Annotated in this window: 14 protein-coding genes and 1 pseudogene; 8 read left to right on the top strand and 7 right to left on the bottom strand. The window is 62.3% G+C overall.

Annotated elements, in window-relative coordinates; genetic code table 11:
• The first annotated feature begins 182 nt into the window (after positions 1-182).
• The 7 genes from BLQ09_RS00990 to ribD all read left to right on the top strand — a co-directional run bounded on the left by BLQ09_RS00990 (position 183) and on the right by ribD (position 7,335).
• Entirely contained in the window at positions 183-1,238 is a 1,056-nt protein-coding gene (locus BLQ09_RS00990) for a class I SAM-dependent methyltransferase (RefSeq protein WP_027607435.1), read from the top strand.
• Positions 1,238-2,131, top strand: a complete 894-nt coding sequence (locus BLQ09_RS00985) for a VOC family protein (RefSeq protein WP_027607436.1) — start codon at positions 1,238-1,240, stop codon at positions 2,129-2,131. Before BLQ09_RS00990 ends, BLQ09_RS00985 begins: the two co-directional genes overlap by 1 nt.
• Positions 2,132-2,205: 74 nt before the next feature.
• On the top strand, positions 2,206-3,237 hold the full coding sequence (locus tag BLQ09_RS00980) for a formylglycine-generating enzyme family protein (protein WP_027607437.1): 1,032 nt from the start codon (positions 2,206-2,208) through the stop codon (positions 3,235-3,237).
• A gap of 10 nt (positions 3,238-3,247) precedes the next feature.
• The gene (ribA, locus tag BLQ09_RS00975) at positions 3,248-3,844 is read left to right on the top strand and encodes a GTP cyclohydrolase II RibA (RefSeq protein WP_027607438.1); all 597 of its coding nucleotides are present in this window, start codon (positions 3,248-3,250) and stop codon (positions 3,842-3,844) included.
• 28 nt (positions 3,845-3,872) lie between these two features.
• The gene (locus tag BLQ09_RS00970; RefSeq protein ID WP_092354834.1) at positions 3,873-5,561 is read left to right on the top strand and encodes a WD40 repeat domain-containing protein; all 1,689 of its coding nucleotides are present in this window, start codon (positions 3,873-3,875) and stop codon (positions 5,559-5,561) included.
• A 17-nt stretch (positions 5,562-5,578) separates the two neighbouring features.
• Positions 5,579-6,235 carry a class I SAM-dependent methyltransferase gene (locus tag BLQ09_RS00965; protein ID WP_092354831.1) on the top strand — a complete coding sequence of 219 codons (657 nt, stop codon included), beginning with the start codon at positions 5,579-5,581 and terminating at the stop codon, positions 6,233-6,235.
• Positions 6,232-7,335 carry a bifunctional diaminohydroxyphosphoribosylaminopyrimidine deaminase/5-amino-6-(5-phosphoribosylamino)uracil reductase RibD gene (gene ribD, locus BLQ09_RS00960; RefSeq protein ID WP_256568445.1) on the top strand — a complete coding sequence of 368 codons (1,104 nt, stop codon included), beginning with the start codon at positions 6,232-6,234 and terminating at the stop codon, positions 7,333-7,335. Before BLQ09_RS00965 ends, ribD begins: the two co-directional genes overlap by 4 nt.
• Here ribD and BLQ09_RS00955 read toward each other — a convergent pair whose 3' ends face one another.
• Complete coding sequence (locus BLQ09_RS00955; RefSeq protein ID WP_092355469.1) at positions 7,336-8,064, bottom strand: class I SAM-dependent methyltransferase; 729 nt, start codon at positions 8,062-8,064, stop codon at positions 7,336-7,338.
• 317 nt (positions 8,065-8,381) lie between these two features.
• Here BLQ09_RS00955 and BLQ09_RS00950 point away from each other — a divergent pair, with 317 nt between their 5' ends.
• Entirely contained in the window at positions 8,382-9,716 is a 1,335-nt protein-coding gene (locus tag BLQ09_RS00950) for an LLM class flavin-dependent oxidoreductase (protein WP_092354828.1), read from the top strand.
• Positions 9,717-9,719: 3 nt separating this feature from the next.
• On the opposite strand, the gene BLQ09_RS00945 is transcribed toward BLQ09_RS00950, so the two are convergent.
• The 6 genes and pseudogenes from BLQ09_RS00945 to BLQ09_RS00920 form a co-directional block, all read right to left on the bottom strand.
• On the bottom strand, positions 9,720-10,205 hold the full coding sequence (locus BLQ09_RS00945; RefSeq protein WP_051429394.1) for a hypothetical protein: 486 nt from the start codon (positions 10,203-10,205) through the stop codon (positions 9,720-9,722).
• A pseudogene (locus BLQ09_RS00940) lies at positions 10,202-10,713 on the bottom strand (hypothetical protein). Before BLQ09_RS00940 ends, BLQ09_RS00945 begins: the two are co-directional and overlap by 4 nt.
• A 504-nt stretch (positions 10,714-11,217) precedes the next feature.
• A complete protein-coding gene (locus tag BLQ09_RS00935; RefSeq protein ID WP_092354825.1) occupies positions 11,218-12,681 on the bottom strand; it encodes an aldehyde dehydrogenase family protein in 1,464 nt (487 codons plus the stop codon).
• 143 nt (positions 12,682-12,824) lie between these two features.
• Positions 12,825-13,997, bottom strand: a complete 1,173-nt coding sequence (locus BLQ09_RS00930; RefSeq protein WP_092354821.1) for an NAD(P)/FAD-dependent oxidoreductase — start codon at positions 13,995-13,997, stop codon at positions 12,825-12,827.
• On the bottom strand, positions 13,994-14,401 hold the full coding sequence (locus BLQ09_RS00925) for a RidA family protein (protein ID WP_092354818.1): 408 nt from the start codon (positions 14,399-14,401) through the stop codon (positions 13,994-13,996). Before BLQ09_RS00925 ends, BLQ09_RS00930 begins: the two co-directional genes overlap by 4 nt.
• Positions 14,391-15,527: a DSD1 family PLP-dependent enzyme gene (locus BLQ09_RS00920; RefSeq protein WP_092354815.1), complete on the bottom strand. Its 1,137-nt coding sequence runs from the start codon at positions 15,525-15,527 to the stop codon at positions 14,391-14,393. Before BLQ09_RS00920 ends, BLQ09_RS00925 begins: the two co-directional genes overlap by 11 nt.
• Between the last annotated feature and the right edge of the window lie 93 nt (positions 15,528-15,620).

Raw genomic sequence — 15,620 nt, 5'->3', positions numbered from 1 at the left:
TTATAAAAGGTTTGCCTTGCTTTTGTAGGGCTTACGACTAGGATCGTAGCTAGCTTTTTGGAAGCTGCTCGTAAACATTCATTTGCACACGACTCCGGACCGTTAAAAAACACGCTGCGTCCCAAGCACTCATCGCTCGCCGACGCCAGTGAAGACAAAAACATTCAAGGAAGAGAATCTGTATGAATGCGCAAAAGCCGACGACCATCTATGAGCACGCCGATGAAGTAACCGCTCTGTCCAGCGTGGTCGACCTGGTGAAACTCTCCGACCAGTATCGACAATCCGCCATCCTTCACTTCGCCGTAGCGCAGCACCTCTTCGATCACACCGCCCGCCCGGCTACCGCCAACGCGATCAGCCAGCAATTGGGCTGGGTGCCCAATAAGGCGAAGATCTTTCTCAATGGCCTGGTCGCCCTGGGCCTGTTGAAAAAGTCCGCCGACACCTATACCAACCAGCCCCTGGCCGAGCGTTTCCTGGTCAGCCGCAGCGCCGAGTTCATCGGCCCGATCATTGCCCACCAGCGCTTGCAGTGGCAGAACTGGCCACGCCTCGGGGAGATCCTGAGCAGCGCCGAGTCCATGGATTTCCAGCAGGAGAACCGCTTCAAGCACGACATTGCCGCACGTGATGCCTTCAACGATGCGATGGTGCGCTTCAGTCAACCCATGGTCGATGTGCTCAAGGAATTGCCGGTGTTCGATACCGCCAGCAAGGTCATCGACCTGGCCGGTGGACACGGCACCTACATCGCCGAAATCGCTCGGCGGCACCCTCAGGTCCAGGGCGAAATCTGGGACCTGGCCGCCACGCGCCAGTCCGCCGAAAGCACCGTCGAGAAGTACCAGTTGGCGGGGCGCCTGACGTTCAAGGAGCGTAACCTGCTGGACCTGGCCCGCTACGAAGGTGAAAGCGCCGACGTGATCATGGTCAATGATTGCCTGCACTATTTCACCCGCGAAGAAACCAGCACGCTGATCCGCTCGGCGGCCCAATTGGTCAACGACGGCGGTTCGTTGCTGGTGCTGAGCATGACCCTGGAAGACGATGAAATTCACCCGGCGCTGTCGGCGGATTTCTCCCTGCACATGATGGTCAACACGGTGCACGGCGAACTGCATCCCACCCGCTGGATCGCCGAACAGATGGTTGCCCAGGGCTTTGAGGTGGTCCAGGAGCCTATCGGGCGCTACAGCCTGTTGATCGGTCGCCGCACTGAGGGGAGGGTTGCCTGATGCTGCGCTTTATTACCTTGTACAGCTCCGACACGGCCGCACGTCTGAACGGCTTTCTCGAGCCGTTGAACACCTGCGCGAAAGCCGCCGGTTTTGAACTGTGCGCTGCCGTTGAGGGCGCGCAGTTACCCCAGGCCGACGGGTTTATCCTGCTGGTGTCGGCGGCAGACAGCCTCGATACCCTCACTGCCCGGCTCGCGGCATTGGCCGATGGCTACCACAACAAGGCGGTCAGCATCGTGCGCCTTGCCGAAGGCAGCGCCGGGCAACCTGCCGGCGATCCGCTGAACGCGGCATTGCTGCAACGCACGGCCTGTTTCATTTACCCCCATGGCCTGGCGATCACTGACGCGGGCGTATCCACGGACACGGTGAAAAACTGGCTGGCCGGTTTCTCCAAATTCGCCGCCGCGATCAAAATGTGGCGGTCCCTGGAAGGCGTATCCATCGAGGCGGCCGCGCTGGAATCCCAGCGTCCGCAACTGACCCACATCAACATCCTCACCCGTAACCTGGAAGCCTCCCAGGCGTTTTATCGCGACATCTTCGGCGCCCACTATTGCTACAACCTGGGGCCACGCAAAGTGGTGATGGAGTTGAACGGGTTCGACTTCTTCATCGAGCACAATCCCGACTTTGTCTACCCGCCGGGCTACCACATCGGCATTCGTGCGCTGCCGGAGGATGTCAAGCGCATCGCCGACAAGGTGGCTGCCGACGACAACATCACCCTGGTCAAGGGCAATGGCCCCGCGCCGGGTTATCACCACGGTCCGGACAACGTCCGCACGGCCGTGTACTTCGAAGATCCCGATGGCCTGGTGGTTGAGGTGTACTCCACCGAAATCGAGATGATCGAGACCAATCGAAGGTTGCTGCTCGACCGACTCTGATACCTGACTGATCCACACGCCGAGCGGTTTCGCGCTCGGTCGTGGATGTGTTCGCTCGGAATAAAGGTGTACCTATGACGAATCAATACGGTTGGCATTGGCCGACGCTGCCGAGCCCTTTGCCGAAGAACGTGTCTGATCGGGTATTGATGGGCTACCCGCAGGCTTACGTCGAATATGAACTGACCCGGCAAATCGCCGACGCCACCGGACAGCTGATGAGTGCGCCCATCGAACAACTGCTACGGGTGGTCGAGTCGGTTGCCGAACCCCTGGTGAGGCGTATCGCCGCCGGTGAAGTGCTGGGCTACAAGGGCGACCCGCGCATCGACGTGTTCAGCCCCGCCATGTGCGACGTTCCTGCCGCCCAGGTCGAGATCGGCCTGGAGCCGCAGCGCGTCGATGCGGTCATGACCGCCTACGCCGGGCTGGGCCTGGACCGCAGTTGGATCGAGAAAGAAACCCCCAACCATCGGGTCGACCTGGCGAGCTTTCGCATCGGTCGCTACCCGGTCACCAACAGCGAATATCGCGCCTTCCTGTTGGATACCGGTTATCCGTTCCTGCCGACCGGCTGGGCCTTTGGCCGCTTTCCCCAGCACCAGGCCAACCACCCGGTCTACAGCGTCAGCGACGTGGATGCCGACGCCTACGCCCAATGGCTGAGCCGACGCACCGGGCGGGCGTTCGCGCTGCCCAGCGAAGCACAGTGGGAATACGCCGCGGCAGGGCCGCAGCGCTCTCAGTTTCCCTGGGGCGAAACCTTCAATGTCGAGTACGCCAACACCATCGAGTTGGGGTTGCTCACGTCGACACCCGTCGGGGTGTTCCTCGAGGGCGCCTCGATGTTTGGCGCGCTGGACATGGCCGGCAACGTGGAAGAGTACGTTGCCGACGATTATCGGGCCTATCCGGGCGGGCCTGAGATCAACGATGACCTGGTGCTGGATGTTGGTAGGCACCGGGTAGCCCGTGGCGGCAGTTTCACCCGCTTCAGGGATCTTGCGCGCAATCAGCGCCGACATGGACGTTATCCAAGACCCATCTATGTCATGGGATTCCGTTTGGTAGAAAACCACTCTGGCCAGAACGCGACACTTCCATAGAGGCTATGCCATGGACACTCCAGTAACGCTTCATACGCAAGTTCCCATCTCCATTCTTGGCGGTGAGGTCAACGCCCACTTCTACGGGTTCAAGGGCTTTGACAAGAACAATGAACACTTTGCCGTCAGAGCCGGTGAGCCCGATGCCGATGTGCCCCTGGTGCGCGTGCATTCCGAATGCATCACCGGTGATGTATTCGGTTCCCAGCGCTGCGATTGCGGCCCGCAGCTGCAGGAAGCCCTGAAGGCGCTCGATGCCGAAGGCGGCTACCTGATCTACCTGCGCCAGGAAGGTCGCGGTATCGGCCTGTATTCGAAGTTCGAAACCTACCTGCTGCAAGACGCCGGCATGGACACCTACGAGGCCAACGTGAAGCTCAACCACCCGGAAGACTCGCGCAGTTTCGCCCCGGCGGTCGCCATGCTGAGGGCCCTGGATGTGCATCGCTGCCGGCTCCTGACCAACAACCCGGACAAGGTCAAGCAGTTGCGCGATGGCGGGATCGACGTGGTCAGCTCAGTGCCGACCGGGGTGTTCCTGACCAAGCACAACCACAACTACCTGCGATCAAAAGTCAGCAAGTCGAGCCACACCATCAAGCTTTGATTTCATTCTCCAGGAAAAGGACTTTTCGATGAGACACATAGGCCCTATCAGCGGCGTCGCCGCCCATGCTGGTGAGTTCATCGCCACCGCCGGCTACGACAACCAAGTCATTCTGTGGAACGCCCAGACCGGGCATTCGATCCACCGTGTCAGCCATGACCACCTGGCCAACCAGTGCGCGTTCAGCGCCGATGGCAAGTACCTGGTGAGCGCCAGCAGCGACTACACCGCCCGCGTCTGGGAAGTGCCGAGCATGCGCCTCAAGGCCGTGCTGTCGGGGCATGACGACGACGTGGAAATGGCGGTGTTCTCGCCGGACGGTGCGTCGATCGCGACCTGCTCGCGCGATCATCAACTGCGCCTCTTCGACCTCGACGGCAACCTCAAAGGCACCTGTCGGGGGCATCAGGCCGATGTGATTTCCGTGGTCTGGTCGCCGGATGGCAAGCGCCTGATTTCCAGCAGCGACGACGGCACTGTGCGCCAGTGGGACACCAGCACCTTCGAGCAATGCGATCAAGTCGACATCGGCGGCGTCGAGACCGACACGGTCGCCATTACCCGTGCCGGCGTGGTGTTTGCCGGTGACGATGAAGGGCGCATCTCGATCATCCATGGGGGCGAGATCCGCTCCATTCCTGCCCACGATGCAGGGATCAAGCGCATTGTCTGGAACGACGAAAAACAGCTGCTGGTGACCTTGAGTTATGACCGCCTGGCGATCCTCTGGCGCTTCGATGGCACCCAGCTGGAGCGCCTGCGCAGCACCAATTTGCCGAGCATCGTCTGGCCGCGCAGCTGTGCGTTCGTCGGCAGTGACGCCTTGGTGTTCGCCACCTTCGGCTCGCGCTACGCCACCTGGGATTATGAACACGATCAGTGGACCGTGGACGGCATTCAGCCGGCGGTGAGTATCAACGCCGTGGTGACCACCGAGGGCGGGCAATACAGCATCGGTGACGCGGGCCTGCTGTTTCGCGATAACCAGCCCGTGAGCGGCGTCGGCAGCCTGTGCAACTTCCTGCTGCCGTTCGGCCCGCTGCTGCTGACCGGCGGGCAGATGGGCCAGGTGTTCGATGCCCTCAGCGGGCGCCTGTTGTATCAGCATCGCTCGCCGCTCAATTGCGGCACCACGTTCCAGCGCAATGGCCAGCTTCATGCATTGATCGGAACCTACACCGGCGAAGGCCTGGTGTTTGTCATCGCCGGCGATAACAGCCTGGAACTGGTGGCGTCGATCCCGATGCACGACAACGCGATCAAAGGCGTGGCCGCCAACGAGCATCACTTGTTCAGCGTGTGCGCCTCGGCCGCCGCCGCCCTGCACAATATCAGCGACTTCAGTTGCGCGCGGCATATCGAAAATGCCCACACGCGCATCTCCAACGGTTGCTGCCGGGTCGACGGCGGTTTCGCCAGCATTGGTCGCGACCTGAAACTGCGCCTGTGGCTGGAGTCCGGTGACGAGGTCTATGACACGCCGCACCGCAATTCCATCAAGTGCATTTGTGCCTCGGCCGACGGGGAAGTGATTGCCACCGCGAACTACAGCGGCACCATCGCGCTGTTCGACTTGCCCAGCCGTTCCTGGCAGCAAGTGCAGCGTCCCACCGCCAGCGGTATCTCCTGCATCACCCACAGCACGGCCAGCGATGATTTCCTGGCCAGTTCCTACGATGGCCAGATCTACGGGATTGCCACCCGTCGCGCCTCTTGACCCAAGGACCGCCTGATATGAGCAAGCAAGCGCAATTCATGGACGTATCGACGTACCGCCGGGCGCTCGACACCTCATTTGTCCACCGCTACAGCCATGGTGAAGATGAGTGGTCCTGGGACATCGGCATGGCCAAGGCCGCCCGGGTTTTCCTCGAGGCACTGGGGCCGACGCCGGACCAGCACATCCTCGACGTGGGCGTCGGCCGTGCACGGGATGCCTCGGAGTTCATCCTGGCAGGGCACCGGGTGACCGGCCTGGACATCGTCGAGAATTCCAGCTGGCCGCTGCTGCGCAAACGCTGGGGTGAGCGTCTCAGCCTGGTGTGCAGCGCCCTGCAGGATTGGCAGCCACCGGCGGGGGAGGCGTTTGACGGTGTACTCGACAATGGCTGCTTCCATCACCAGCATCCGGATGAATGGGAGCGTTACCTGGCCAATATCCGCCAGTACGCGCGCCCTGGCGCGCTGATCGGGCTCAACGTCTTCGGCGTCGACGCGAGCAATCCGGAGCCGGGCTGGCGCGAGATGGATAACCAGCGTCAAGGTTATTTCTTCACCGAACAGGGCGTGCGCGACACCCTGGAAGCGTTTGGTTTCACCTGGCAGGACCTGGTGGTGATCGAGCGCCAGCATGGTGAGGCGGTGTACCTGTTGGCGCTGGTTCGCACATGAGCCTGGCGCTGGCGCGCGACATGCACTTCATGCGGCTCGCCCTGAAACTGGCTGACCGCGGCGCCTTTACCACGGCGCCGAACCCGCGGGTCGGTTGCGTGATCGCCAAGGGCGACCTGCTGCTTGGCCAGGGCTGGCACGAGTGGGCGGGGCAGGCACACGCCGAAGTCAATGCCCTGCGCGAGGCGGGCGTCGATGCGCGGGGCGCCACCGCCTATGTCACCCTGGAGCCGTGCGGCGGTCATGGGCGCACGCCGCCCTGTGCCGACGCGTTGATCAGGGCCGGGGTGGCGCGGGTGGTGATCGCCAGTGTCGACCGCTCCCAGCATGAGCATCATGGCATTGAGCGGCTTGAGGCGGCGGGGGTGCTGGTCGAACACTTGCCGTGTCCGGAGGCGCGCGAGTTGAACCAGGGGTTTTTCTCGCGTACCGAGCGTAAGCGGCCGTGGCTGAGGGTCAAGCTGGCCATGAGCCTGGACGGGCGCACGGCCCTGGGTAACGGGCAATCCAAATGGATCACTTCGCCCGAGGCCCGGGACGATGTACAAGTGTGGCGCGCCCGGGCCTGCGCGGTGCTCACCGGCAGTGGCACGCTGCTGGCGGACAACCCGCGCCTGACGGTGCGCCTGCCCGACCCGCACACGGCGTTTTCCGCGCCGCTGCGGGTGGTGCTCGACCAGCACCTCAAGGGCGATGCCAATGCCCATGTGCTGGATGGCGCGGCACCGACCCTGGTGTTTCATGGGCCCGGCGTCCAGCCGTTGCACCCGCCACCTGCGGGTGTGCGTTTCCGGCAGGTCGGGGTGGACGGCGAAGGGCTTGACCTGCGAGAGGTCATGACGGTCCTGGCTGAGGAGGGGTGCAACGAGGTCCAGGTCGAGGCCGGCCCGGTATTGTGTGGCGCCTTTGCGGCGGCAGGCCTGGTGGATGAATGGCTGGTCTACATCGCCCCGCTGTTCCTGGGCAGTGATGCACGGCCGTTGCTGGCGCTGGATGGCTTGACCGATCTGAGCCAGGCGCAACCCTTGTCGATCATCGAGCAGTGCCTGGTGGGGGCGGACATCCGGGTGCGATTGCGCCCGGTCGCCGCCCCGGCGTGATTATTTGCGGCAGGTCAAACCGATCTGCAGGCTGTTGCGCTCGAACAGCTGCCAGTACCCCGCACCCATGGAGGTGCGGCTGTGTTCACTGATCAGCGGGGCGACCCAGGTGAGCTGGTTGAAACCGGCTACCCGTGCGGCTTCTTCGTACACGCCTTGCTCCCAGCGATAGTAGGTAAACGGTGCGGGGGGCGATGACATGAACTGCGCGTTGCAGCGGAACCCGCCGGCGACCGGGGTTTCATCGAACACCTCAATCCCGTAGCGAGTGAAATTGCCTTTTCGCAGTTCGAACGACGGGTTGGCGGTGTAGGCCACCAATTGACCGCCGGGCTTCAGGTTGTCGGCCGCCGACTGAAACATCTTGCTCAGTTCGTCGACACTGCTGGCATAGTTGAAGAGCCAGGCCGCCGTCACCATGTCGTAGGCGCCGATACGGCCCATCTTCGCCACGTCCCGTACTTCGTAGGCGATACCGTCGTTGGCTTGCCGCGCCTGGTAGATCATGTTTTCGGAAATATCCACGCCATGCACCTTGGCCGCCCCCCAGTCCTTCAACTGGCGACTGAAGAAACCATGCCCACAGGCCAGGTCCAGGATACGCAGGCCCTCGACATTGCCGACCATGCTACGGAAGGTGTCGACCTCGACCTTGCGTTGAGAGGCCCTGGCGGTGAAATCCTCGAACTGTTCACTGATGCGTTCGTACACTTCTTTGGATTCTTTCATCTGCATGCCACTCCTTCGAATATGCGGGCTGGGTGATGAGCAAGCTTTGGTGGTTTTTTATGCAAGGTATTGCTTGCGATATTAGGCGCAACGCCTCGATTTAACAAACGGCTTAGTGGGCGGTGCTGCTCGATCGGGTCAGTCTGCTGATGGGAGAGCGTGGGGTTTATTATGCGCTTAGGGAATGTCCGGCATTGTTTTGATCATTATTTTTAATGATTAGCATAGATCCACAAAGCATTTCACAAGCCTGCCGGCGGGCATTATGGTCCTTCTCCACAGGTCAGCGTCGCTGCCATCCACGGAGGAGTATCGTGATGTCCCACTTACCCCGGCAACTCAGGTTCGGTGCCATCCTCACCGGCGTCGGCACCGCGCAGAACGAATGGCTGCACCCGCAAATCCCCGGCGACGCCAGTGTGGACATCAATTGGTACCGCACCCAGGCGCAACAGGCGGAAGCAGCGAAGTTCGATCTGGTGTTCATCGTCGACAGCCCCTACATCACCCCGGATTCGGCGCCGCATTTTCTCAACCGCCTGGAGCCGCTGACCCTGCTCTCGGCCGTGGCCGGTGCCACTTCGAAGATCGGCCTGGTGGCCACCCTGACCACGTCCTATACCGAACCCTTCAACGTCGCCCGCCAGTTTGCCTCCCTGGACCTGATCAGCGGCGGCCGCGCCGGCTGGAACGTGGTCACCACCGGCCTCGAAGGCGCGGCCGGCAACTTCGGCCGTGAGCAGCATATCGACCACACCGAGCGCTATCGCCGCGCCGCCGAGCACCTGGAGGTGGTGCAAGGGCTATGGGATTCCTACGAAGACGACGCCTTCGTGCGCGACAAGGCCAGCGGCGTGTTCCTCGACCCGCAACGCCAGCATCGCCTGGACCACCATGGCGAGTTCTTCTCGGTGACCGGGCCGTTGAATATCGCACGCTCAGCCCAAGGCCAGCCGGTGATTTTCCAGGCGGGTATTTCCGAATCCGGACGCAGCCTGGCGGCCAACTATGCCGAGGGCATTTTTGCCGGCGTGGGCAATTTCGAGGACGCCCAGGCCTACTACCGCGACATCAAACAACGCACCGCCGCCGCCGGACGCAACCCCGATCACGTGACCATCCTGCCGGGCATTTCGCCGATCATTGCCGACACCGACGAACAGGCCCAGGCCATCGACCGCGAACGCAATGGCGAGCTGGATTTGAACAAGGCCCTGGTGCAGTTGGGGCGACCGTTCAACTACCACGACTTCAGCCAGTACCCGCTGGACGAGCCCTTCCCGGACCTGGGCGACCTGGGCAGCAACGGCTATCGCGGGCATGCCGAAAACATCAAGCAAGTCGCCCGCGACCAGCGCCTGACCCTGCGCGAGGCGGCGTTGCGTTTTGCCAAGCCGTTCTCGAGCTTTGTCGGCTCGCCCAAGACCGTGGCCGACGAGATCGAACGCTGGTTTGTGGAAGGTGCGGTGGATGGGTTCAATATCCACGTGGGTGCGCCGGATGACTTTGCGCGGTTTACCGACCAGGTGCTGCCGTTGTTGCGTGAGCGTGGGTTGTTTCGCAGTGAGTACAGCCACAGCACGTTGCGTGGGCATCTGGGCTTGCCGGTGCCGGTGAATCGGCATACGGCGGCAAGGAGCGAGGCGGCCTGAGAGTCACCACCATTTCCAGCGGCCCTGTTGTTTCAGGGTCGCGATAACGCTGTTGCGTTTATGCCTGATTTCCAACATCTCTCGGCGCATTTGTCGTTGGCGTTTGCTGTTCAGGCAGAGAAGTCCGATCAGCGGGCTTAGTAAGGCAAGGGTAAATAGGAGGTGATCGGGGCTGTAAAGGATTGTCGGTAATACGAGCAGTAAGTAGATGATGAACACCCCAACCTGAAGCCACACCCATCGTGGGTAACCGTGAAGGACCAAGCTCTGCGCGACGCCGAATACCGCACACGCAATCCCGCCTGCGATGAAGAACGCATTACTGGTCAGTTCATCGGATGCGTGGGCGAAGTAGGTGAGATTCATCAGGGTGCCGGTGGTGGCAATCGAAAGGCACAAGGCTATAAGGCCGCCAAACAACGCCAGTCTGTGACGCGCCCAAAGAGGGCGAGGATCTATAAGGTAAAGGGGCTCCTGGCGGTTTTTCATTCGCTGAACTCTTCGTAGATACCGATGGCCAGCGTCTTGGTGTTTCCGGACATACCGCTGCTGGCGAGGCCCAGTGCTGCTGCAATGGCATCATTGCGATGGGTCGCGATGATGGGTTTTATCTTTGTTGCTGGAATGCGTTTTGGTGCGTTACGTGCGGCTTGCTTGAGCTTGAGGAGCTTGGGTGTCAGGCGCGGGTCTTGGACTCCGCTACCCATTCCGACTCCCGAGGCTCATGCTCCAACATCCGCTTGAACTCCACCGGCCCCACATACCTCGGCGCTTCCCGCAGCACCACCTTGATCGGCCGCACACTGCAAATCGCCTGGAACTCACGCAGTACCACCACGTTGAAATCCCCATCGATATACACCACCCCCGCGCCGATCAACGTCGGGTCGGCGTCTATGGCGAAAAACAACCGCCGCAGGTCGAGGCTGCTTTCAATGCGTTGGCGTGTAGTGCGGTGGGTTGATGGGAAGCCATCCTTGAACAGGGCGACGGTCATTCCTGAACTCCTTTTTTGGGAGTTGAGAGAGTAAAGACGCCGCGACTGGGATGAGTGTCGGAAGCATCGCCATTTGCAGTCGGGCACTTCCTGACGCGACGTTGACGTCTTGTAGGCCCGCTCCCGATTGAGGAAAAGGGCTGATGGCGCCAAGGATGGTGGGCCGGTGAAGTTTGGCTGGAATATCCGGCAGAACGTCAAGGTGTGATGCGCTGAGAGGGCATAGGTATCTACACAACCTTTCAAACCCTGACACATCTCCCTGTGGTGAGCGGGCTTGTCCCGCGCTGGGCTGCGAAGCAGCCCCAAAACCAGCCTCTACAGAGTGTCTGATACACCGCGTTCTTCTTGACTGGGGCTGCTTCGCAGCCCAGCGTGGGACAAGCCCGCTCACCACAAGAATGCGGTCGCCTGAAATTGTTTATGCAAGACTCAAGATTTTAGAGTGAAAATTTAACCCTTTAAAATCAATAAGTTATTTTAAGCTTGATAAAGGCCCATCACTCATTCGCCAAACCCGACAATCGCCTTGGTTTCCAGATACTCCTCAAACCCCTGCACCCCATACTCCCGCCCATTCCCCGAGCGCTTGTAGCCCCCAAACGGCGCCATCGGATTCCACGCCGGATGGTTCAGGTGCACCTGGCCCGCGCGTATACGCGACGCCACCGCCCGCGCAAGATCAAGGTCCTGCCCCTGAACGTGGGCGCCCAGCCCATAGACCGTATCGTTGGCGATGGCGACGGCTTCATCCACCGTCTCATAGGCAATGATGCACAGCACCGGCCCGAATATTTCCTCCTGGGCAATGCGCATGGCGTTGTCCACTTCGGAAAACACCGTCGGCCGCGTATAGAAGCCCTTGTCAAAACCCGCCGCCCGTCCCGGCCCACCGCACACCAGTCTGGCCCCCTCATCGAGGCCGGCCTGGATCATGCTTTGGACGCGATGGAACTGGGCTTCGTTGGCGATCGGACCCAACTGCGTCTGTTCCGATTGCGGGTCGCCGACGATCAGTGCATTCGCGGTAGCCGCCGCCAGGGCTTCGACTTCGGCCAGGCGGCTTCTTGGCACGATCATGCGGGTCGGCGCGCTGCACGACTGGCCGACGTTGCGAAACGCCGACATCACCCCCAGCGGCACAGCCTTGGCGAAGTCGGCGTCGGGCAGCAGCACATTCGGCGACTTGCCCCCCAGTTCCTGGGTGACCCGCTTGACCGTCGGCGCGGCCGCCTGGGCAACCAACGCGCCTGCGCGGTTGGAGCCGGTGATGGAAATCATGTCGATATCCCCATGGGCGGCCATGGCCGCGCCGACTTCGGCACCGCTGCCGTTCACCAGGTTGAATACCCCAGGCGGCAGGCCGGCGTCATGCACCAGTTGGGCAAACAGCAGGGCGCTCAATGGCGACAGTTCGCTGGGTTTCAACACCACGGTGCAGCCGGCGGCGATGGCCGGGGCGACTTTTGCGGTGATTTGATACAGCGGCCAGTTCCACGGCGTGATCAGGCCGCACACGCCGATAGGCTCGCGCTCGATTGCGGTGCCGCCTTCCACGGTCTGGAAGCGATAGCTGGACAGCAGGTCACGGGCGACCCGCACGTGTTCGGCCGCCAGCGGCACTTGCATGCCCCGCGCAAAACCGATGGCCGCGCCCATTTCCAGGGACAGCGCCTGTGCCAGCTGCTCTTTGCGTTCAAGGATCAGGGCGTGGATTTTCCCCAGCACCTGGGCTCTCGCAGCCGCCGGGGTTGCAGACCAACCGGCGAACGCCCCGCGTGCCGCCGCAACGGCCCGGTCGACATCCTCGGCAGACCCGCGTGCCACCTCGGCAACCACGGCTTCAGTGGCCGGGTTGACCACCGGCAGCGTCGCCGGGATCGCGGGGGACGTCCAACGCCCGTTGATGTAAAACTGGTGAGCCGTTTGCGCATCAACGCTGTAGCTGTTTGAAGATTGAGTTGTCATCCAACTGGCTCCCTGGAGCGGTAATAGGCGCTGCAAACAGCACGGCCCGGTGTCCGGATAAGCTAGCAAAAGGCTCCCGCGCAAAGATGCCGTTATTCAATGCTGCAAGGGATAATCTGCTGAATCCGGCAGGCGGGTGAGGCTCATATGAGTTTTCCTGTGGTGGGGGCGTTTGCCGGCACCGTCGAAGGTTGGGTAAAGCGCCGGATATCGAACGGGCTGATCAAGGTGCTGGTGCTGCCGGTGCTGATCAGTTCGGCCATCACATCACCCACGCCCGGGCCGAGCTGGAAGCCGTGGCCGCAGAAGCCGAAGGCATAAAACAGCCCGTCCACGCTGCCGCTGGGGCCCATCACCGGCAGGGAGTCGGGTGTATAGCTTTCGATGCCGCTCCACACGCGGATGATGTTCAGTTTCTCGGCGCCCGGTAACAGCCGTTTCATCTGGCGCATCTGGTTGAGCAGGCTCTCGGGCTTGAAAAACGCGCGGCGGTTGAGCATGTCCGGCGTGCAGCGGGCGCCGCCACCGATGATGATGTTGCCGCGCGGGATCTGGCGGAAGTAGATCACCTCTTCCTTGAGCTTGGTGAACACACCGATCACGGTTTTCAGCGCATAGGGCACCGGTTCCGTCACCGACATCTGCGGGCCGTTGGGCTCCAGCGGCACCGGCTCGCCGAAGCGCTCGGACAGGCGCGCGGCCCAGGCGCCGGCGGTAATCAACAATTGCTCGGCAACAAACAACTGACCGTCGGTGGTGGTGACGTGGAACAGGCCGTTGACCTTTTCCACGTCGGCCACTTCGGTGCTTTCCTCGATGCGTGCACCGAGTCGCTGTGCGGCGCGGGCAAACGCCGGCGCGGCCAGGCGTGGGTTGGCGTGGCCGTCGTGGGGCGCGTAGGAGCCGCCTTTCACCTCGGGGCCGAGGAAACCGAAACGCTGGTGCAACTCGGCGCCGCGATAGATTTTCAGGTCCAGTTGCGCGGCTTCCGGCGCAGCGGCGTAGGCCTCCAGTTCAGCGATTTCATCTTCGCGATAGCACACGCGCATGTGGCCGCTGGGGATGAATTCCAGGTCGTCGTCGATCAGCTCCGGCAGGCGCTTCCACAGTGCCCATGAACGGTTGGCCAGTTCCAGTTGCCCCAGGTAGCGGCCCTGGCGGCGCACATTGCCGAAGTTCACACCGCTGGCGTACTGACCGATCTGGTCGCGTTCCAGCAGCGTGACCGAGCAGCCGCGGCGGCGCAGGAAAAACGCCGACGAGGCGCCCATGATGCCGCCGCCGATGATCAGCACAGCGCTTTTTTGCGGGTTCATGCAGGCTGCTCCTGTGTGGCACGGGCCACCGCTTCGATTTCGATCAGGTAGCCATGGTGCAGCACCGGCACGGGCACCACGGCGCGGGCCGGTTTATGTTCACCCAGGCAGCGCGCATAAATTTGATCAAAGGCGGGCCAGTGTTCGATGCCGACCACGTAGACCGTCACTTTGAGCAGGTCACCGAGGCTCAGGCCCGCTTCACCGAGGATCGCCACCAGGTTATCCAGGGCAAGCGAGGCTTGCACCGCGAACGGTTGCCCGGCGCTGTGCTCGCCATTGGCGCGTACCGGCAGTTGCCCCGACACATACAGCACGCCGCCGTGTGCCACCGCCTGGGAATAGTGCCCGCCCGGCGGTGCCGCGTGGGGGCTATGAATCGAGTGGATGCGATTACCAGCCATGCAGGCGACTCCAGGTGTGCACGCTGCCATCGGCCTCCACCGCGTGATAATCCGGGAACTGCGCGCCGGTGGCACAGGCATGGTTGGGCAGGATGCGCAGCCGACTGCCGATGGGAAAGCGCGTGACAAGCGCGTCACTGTGGGCAGCGCCCAGGCTGACGATGCCGTGTTCCTGGTTGGCAGCGCTGACCCGCGCGCCGTCGATCCAGTCGCCCGCTTCGCTGCACACTTGGCCGTAACCGAAGTCCTGGTGCTGGCGCTGGGTGCCACGGTCACGGCTCATGGCCATCCAACCGGCGTCGGTGATGATCCAGCCTTTGTCCGGCTGATGGCCGATCACGGTGGTCAGTACGCTCAGCGCCAACTCATCGGCCTGGCACACGCCGATGTTGCGCATGACCAGGTCGAAGAACACATACACCCCCGCGCGCACTTCGGTGACGCCGTCCAGGTTCAGCGCCGAGAGGGCCGTGGGAGTGGAGCCGATGCTGACCTCGGGGCACGCCAGCCCGGCTGCGCGGAGGGTGTCTGCGGCGTGTACGCAAAGTGCGCGTTCCTGTTCGGCCAGCGCTTGCAGGGGTTCAAGGCTGTCCAGCTCGTAGCTCGAGCCGGCGTGGGTCATCACGCCACGCAGGTGCAGGCCGCCCTCGCTGAGGATGCGGGCGACGTCGATCAGTACCGGGTCCTGCGCGGCCAGGCCGGAGCGATGGCCGTCGCAATCGATTTCGATCCACACGTCGAAGCGTGCGTCATGCTGCTGTGCGAAAGCGACGATGGCCTCGGCGCCCGGGACGCTGTCGGTGAGCAGGCTGAGGTTGCAGCCTTTGCGCCACAGGGCCAGGGCCTGGGGCAGTTTGCCCGGGACGATGGCCACGGCGTAGAACACATCGCGGATGCCGGCGGCGAAACAATGCTCGGCTTCCTTGAGGGTGGACACTGTGACACCGCTGGCCCCGGCGGCGATCTGGGCGTGGATCACCGGCAGGCACTTGCTGGTCTTGATATGCGGGCGCAAACGCACGCCCAGGCTGTTCATGCGCTCTTGCATGCGCTGGATATTGCGCTGCATCTGCGGGATGTCGACGAGCGCGGCGGGCGTGTCGAGGGAAGCAATCGGCGTGGACATGGCGGACCTCGTGTGGCGGGGGACAGGCTGCACTCTACTCAGCTGTTGTTAACCTGTGGTTCAATCGGTACTCATCAATCATTAAGTAAAATT

It is taken from the genome of Pseudomonas sp. NFACC25, from assembly GCF_900100935.1.
GTDB classification, from domain to species: domain Bacteria; phylum Pseudomonadota; class Gammaproteobacteria; order Pseudomonadales; family Pseudomonadaceae; genus Aquipseudomonas; species Aquipseudomonas marginalis.
Note: the sequence above shows the minus strand (reverse complement) of the source record. Positions and strands in the feature narration are given on the sequence as shown.

What these genes read in the sequence shown, in the direction of transcription:
- BLQ09_RS00990 (WP_027607435.1), top strand. Translation starts at nt 183, where the DNA reads ATGAATGCGCAAAAGCCGACGACCATCTATGAGCACGCCGATGAAGTA.
- BLQ09_RS00985 (WP_027607436.1), top strand. Translation starts at nt 1,238, where the DNA reads ATGCTGCGCTTTATTACCTTGTACAGCTCCGACACGGCCGCACGTCTG.
- BLQ09_RS00980 (WP_027607437.1), top strand. Translation starts at nt 2,206, where the DNA reads ATGACGAATCAATACGGTTGGCATTGGCCGACGCTGCCGAGCCCTTTG.
- ribA (WP_027607438.1), top strand. Translation starts at nt 3,248, where the DNA reads ATGGACACTCCAGTAACGCTTCATACGCAAGTTCCCATCTCCATTCTT.
- BLQ09_RS00970 (WP_092354834.1), top strand. Translation starts at nt 3,873, where the DNA reads ATGAGACACATAGGCCCTATCAGCGGCGTCGCCGCCCATGCTGGTGAG.
- BLQ09_RS00965 (WP_092354831.1), top strand. Translation starts at nt 5,579, where the DNA reads ATGAGCAAGCAAGCGCAATTCATGGACGTATCGACGTACCGCCGGGCG.
- ribD (WP_256568445.1), top strand. Translation starts at nt 6,232, where the DNA reads ATGAGCCTGGCGCTGGCGCGCGACATGCACTTCATGCGGCTCGCCCTG.
- BLQ09_RS00955 (WP_092355469.1), bottom strand. Translation starts at nt 8,064, where the DNA reads ATGAAAGAATCCAAAGAAGTGTACGAACGCATCAGTGAACAGTTCGAG.
- BLQ09_RS00950 (WP_092354828.1), top strand. Translation starts at nt 8,382, where the DNA reads ATGTCCCACTTACCCCGGCAACTCAGGTTCGGTGCCATCCTCACCGGC.
- BLQ09_RS00945 (WP_051429394.1), bottom strand. Translation starts at nt 10,205, where the DNA reads ATGAAAAACCGCCAGGAGCCCCTTTACCTTATAGATCCTCGCCCTCTT.
- BLQ09_RS00935 (WP_092354825.1), bottom strand. Translation starts at nt 12,681, where the DNA reads ATGACAACTCAATCTTCAAACAGCTACAGCGTTGATGCGCAAACGGCT.
- BLQ09_RS00930 (WP_092354821.1), bottom strand. Translation starts at nt 13,997, where the DNA reads ATGAACCCGCAAAAAAGCGCTGTGCTGATCATCGGCGGCGGCATCATG.
- BLQ09_RS00925 (WP_092354818.1), bottom strand. Translation starts at nt 14,401, where the DNA reads ATGGCTGGTAATCGCATCCACTCGATTCATAGCCCCCACGCGGCACCG.
- BLQ09_RS00920 (WP_092354815.1), bottom strand. Translation starts at nt 15,527, where the DNA reads ATGTCCACGCCGATTGCTTCCCTCGACACGCCCGCCGCGCTCGTCGAC.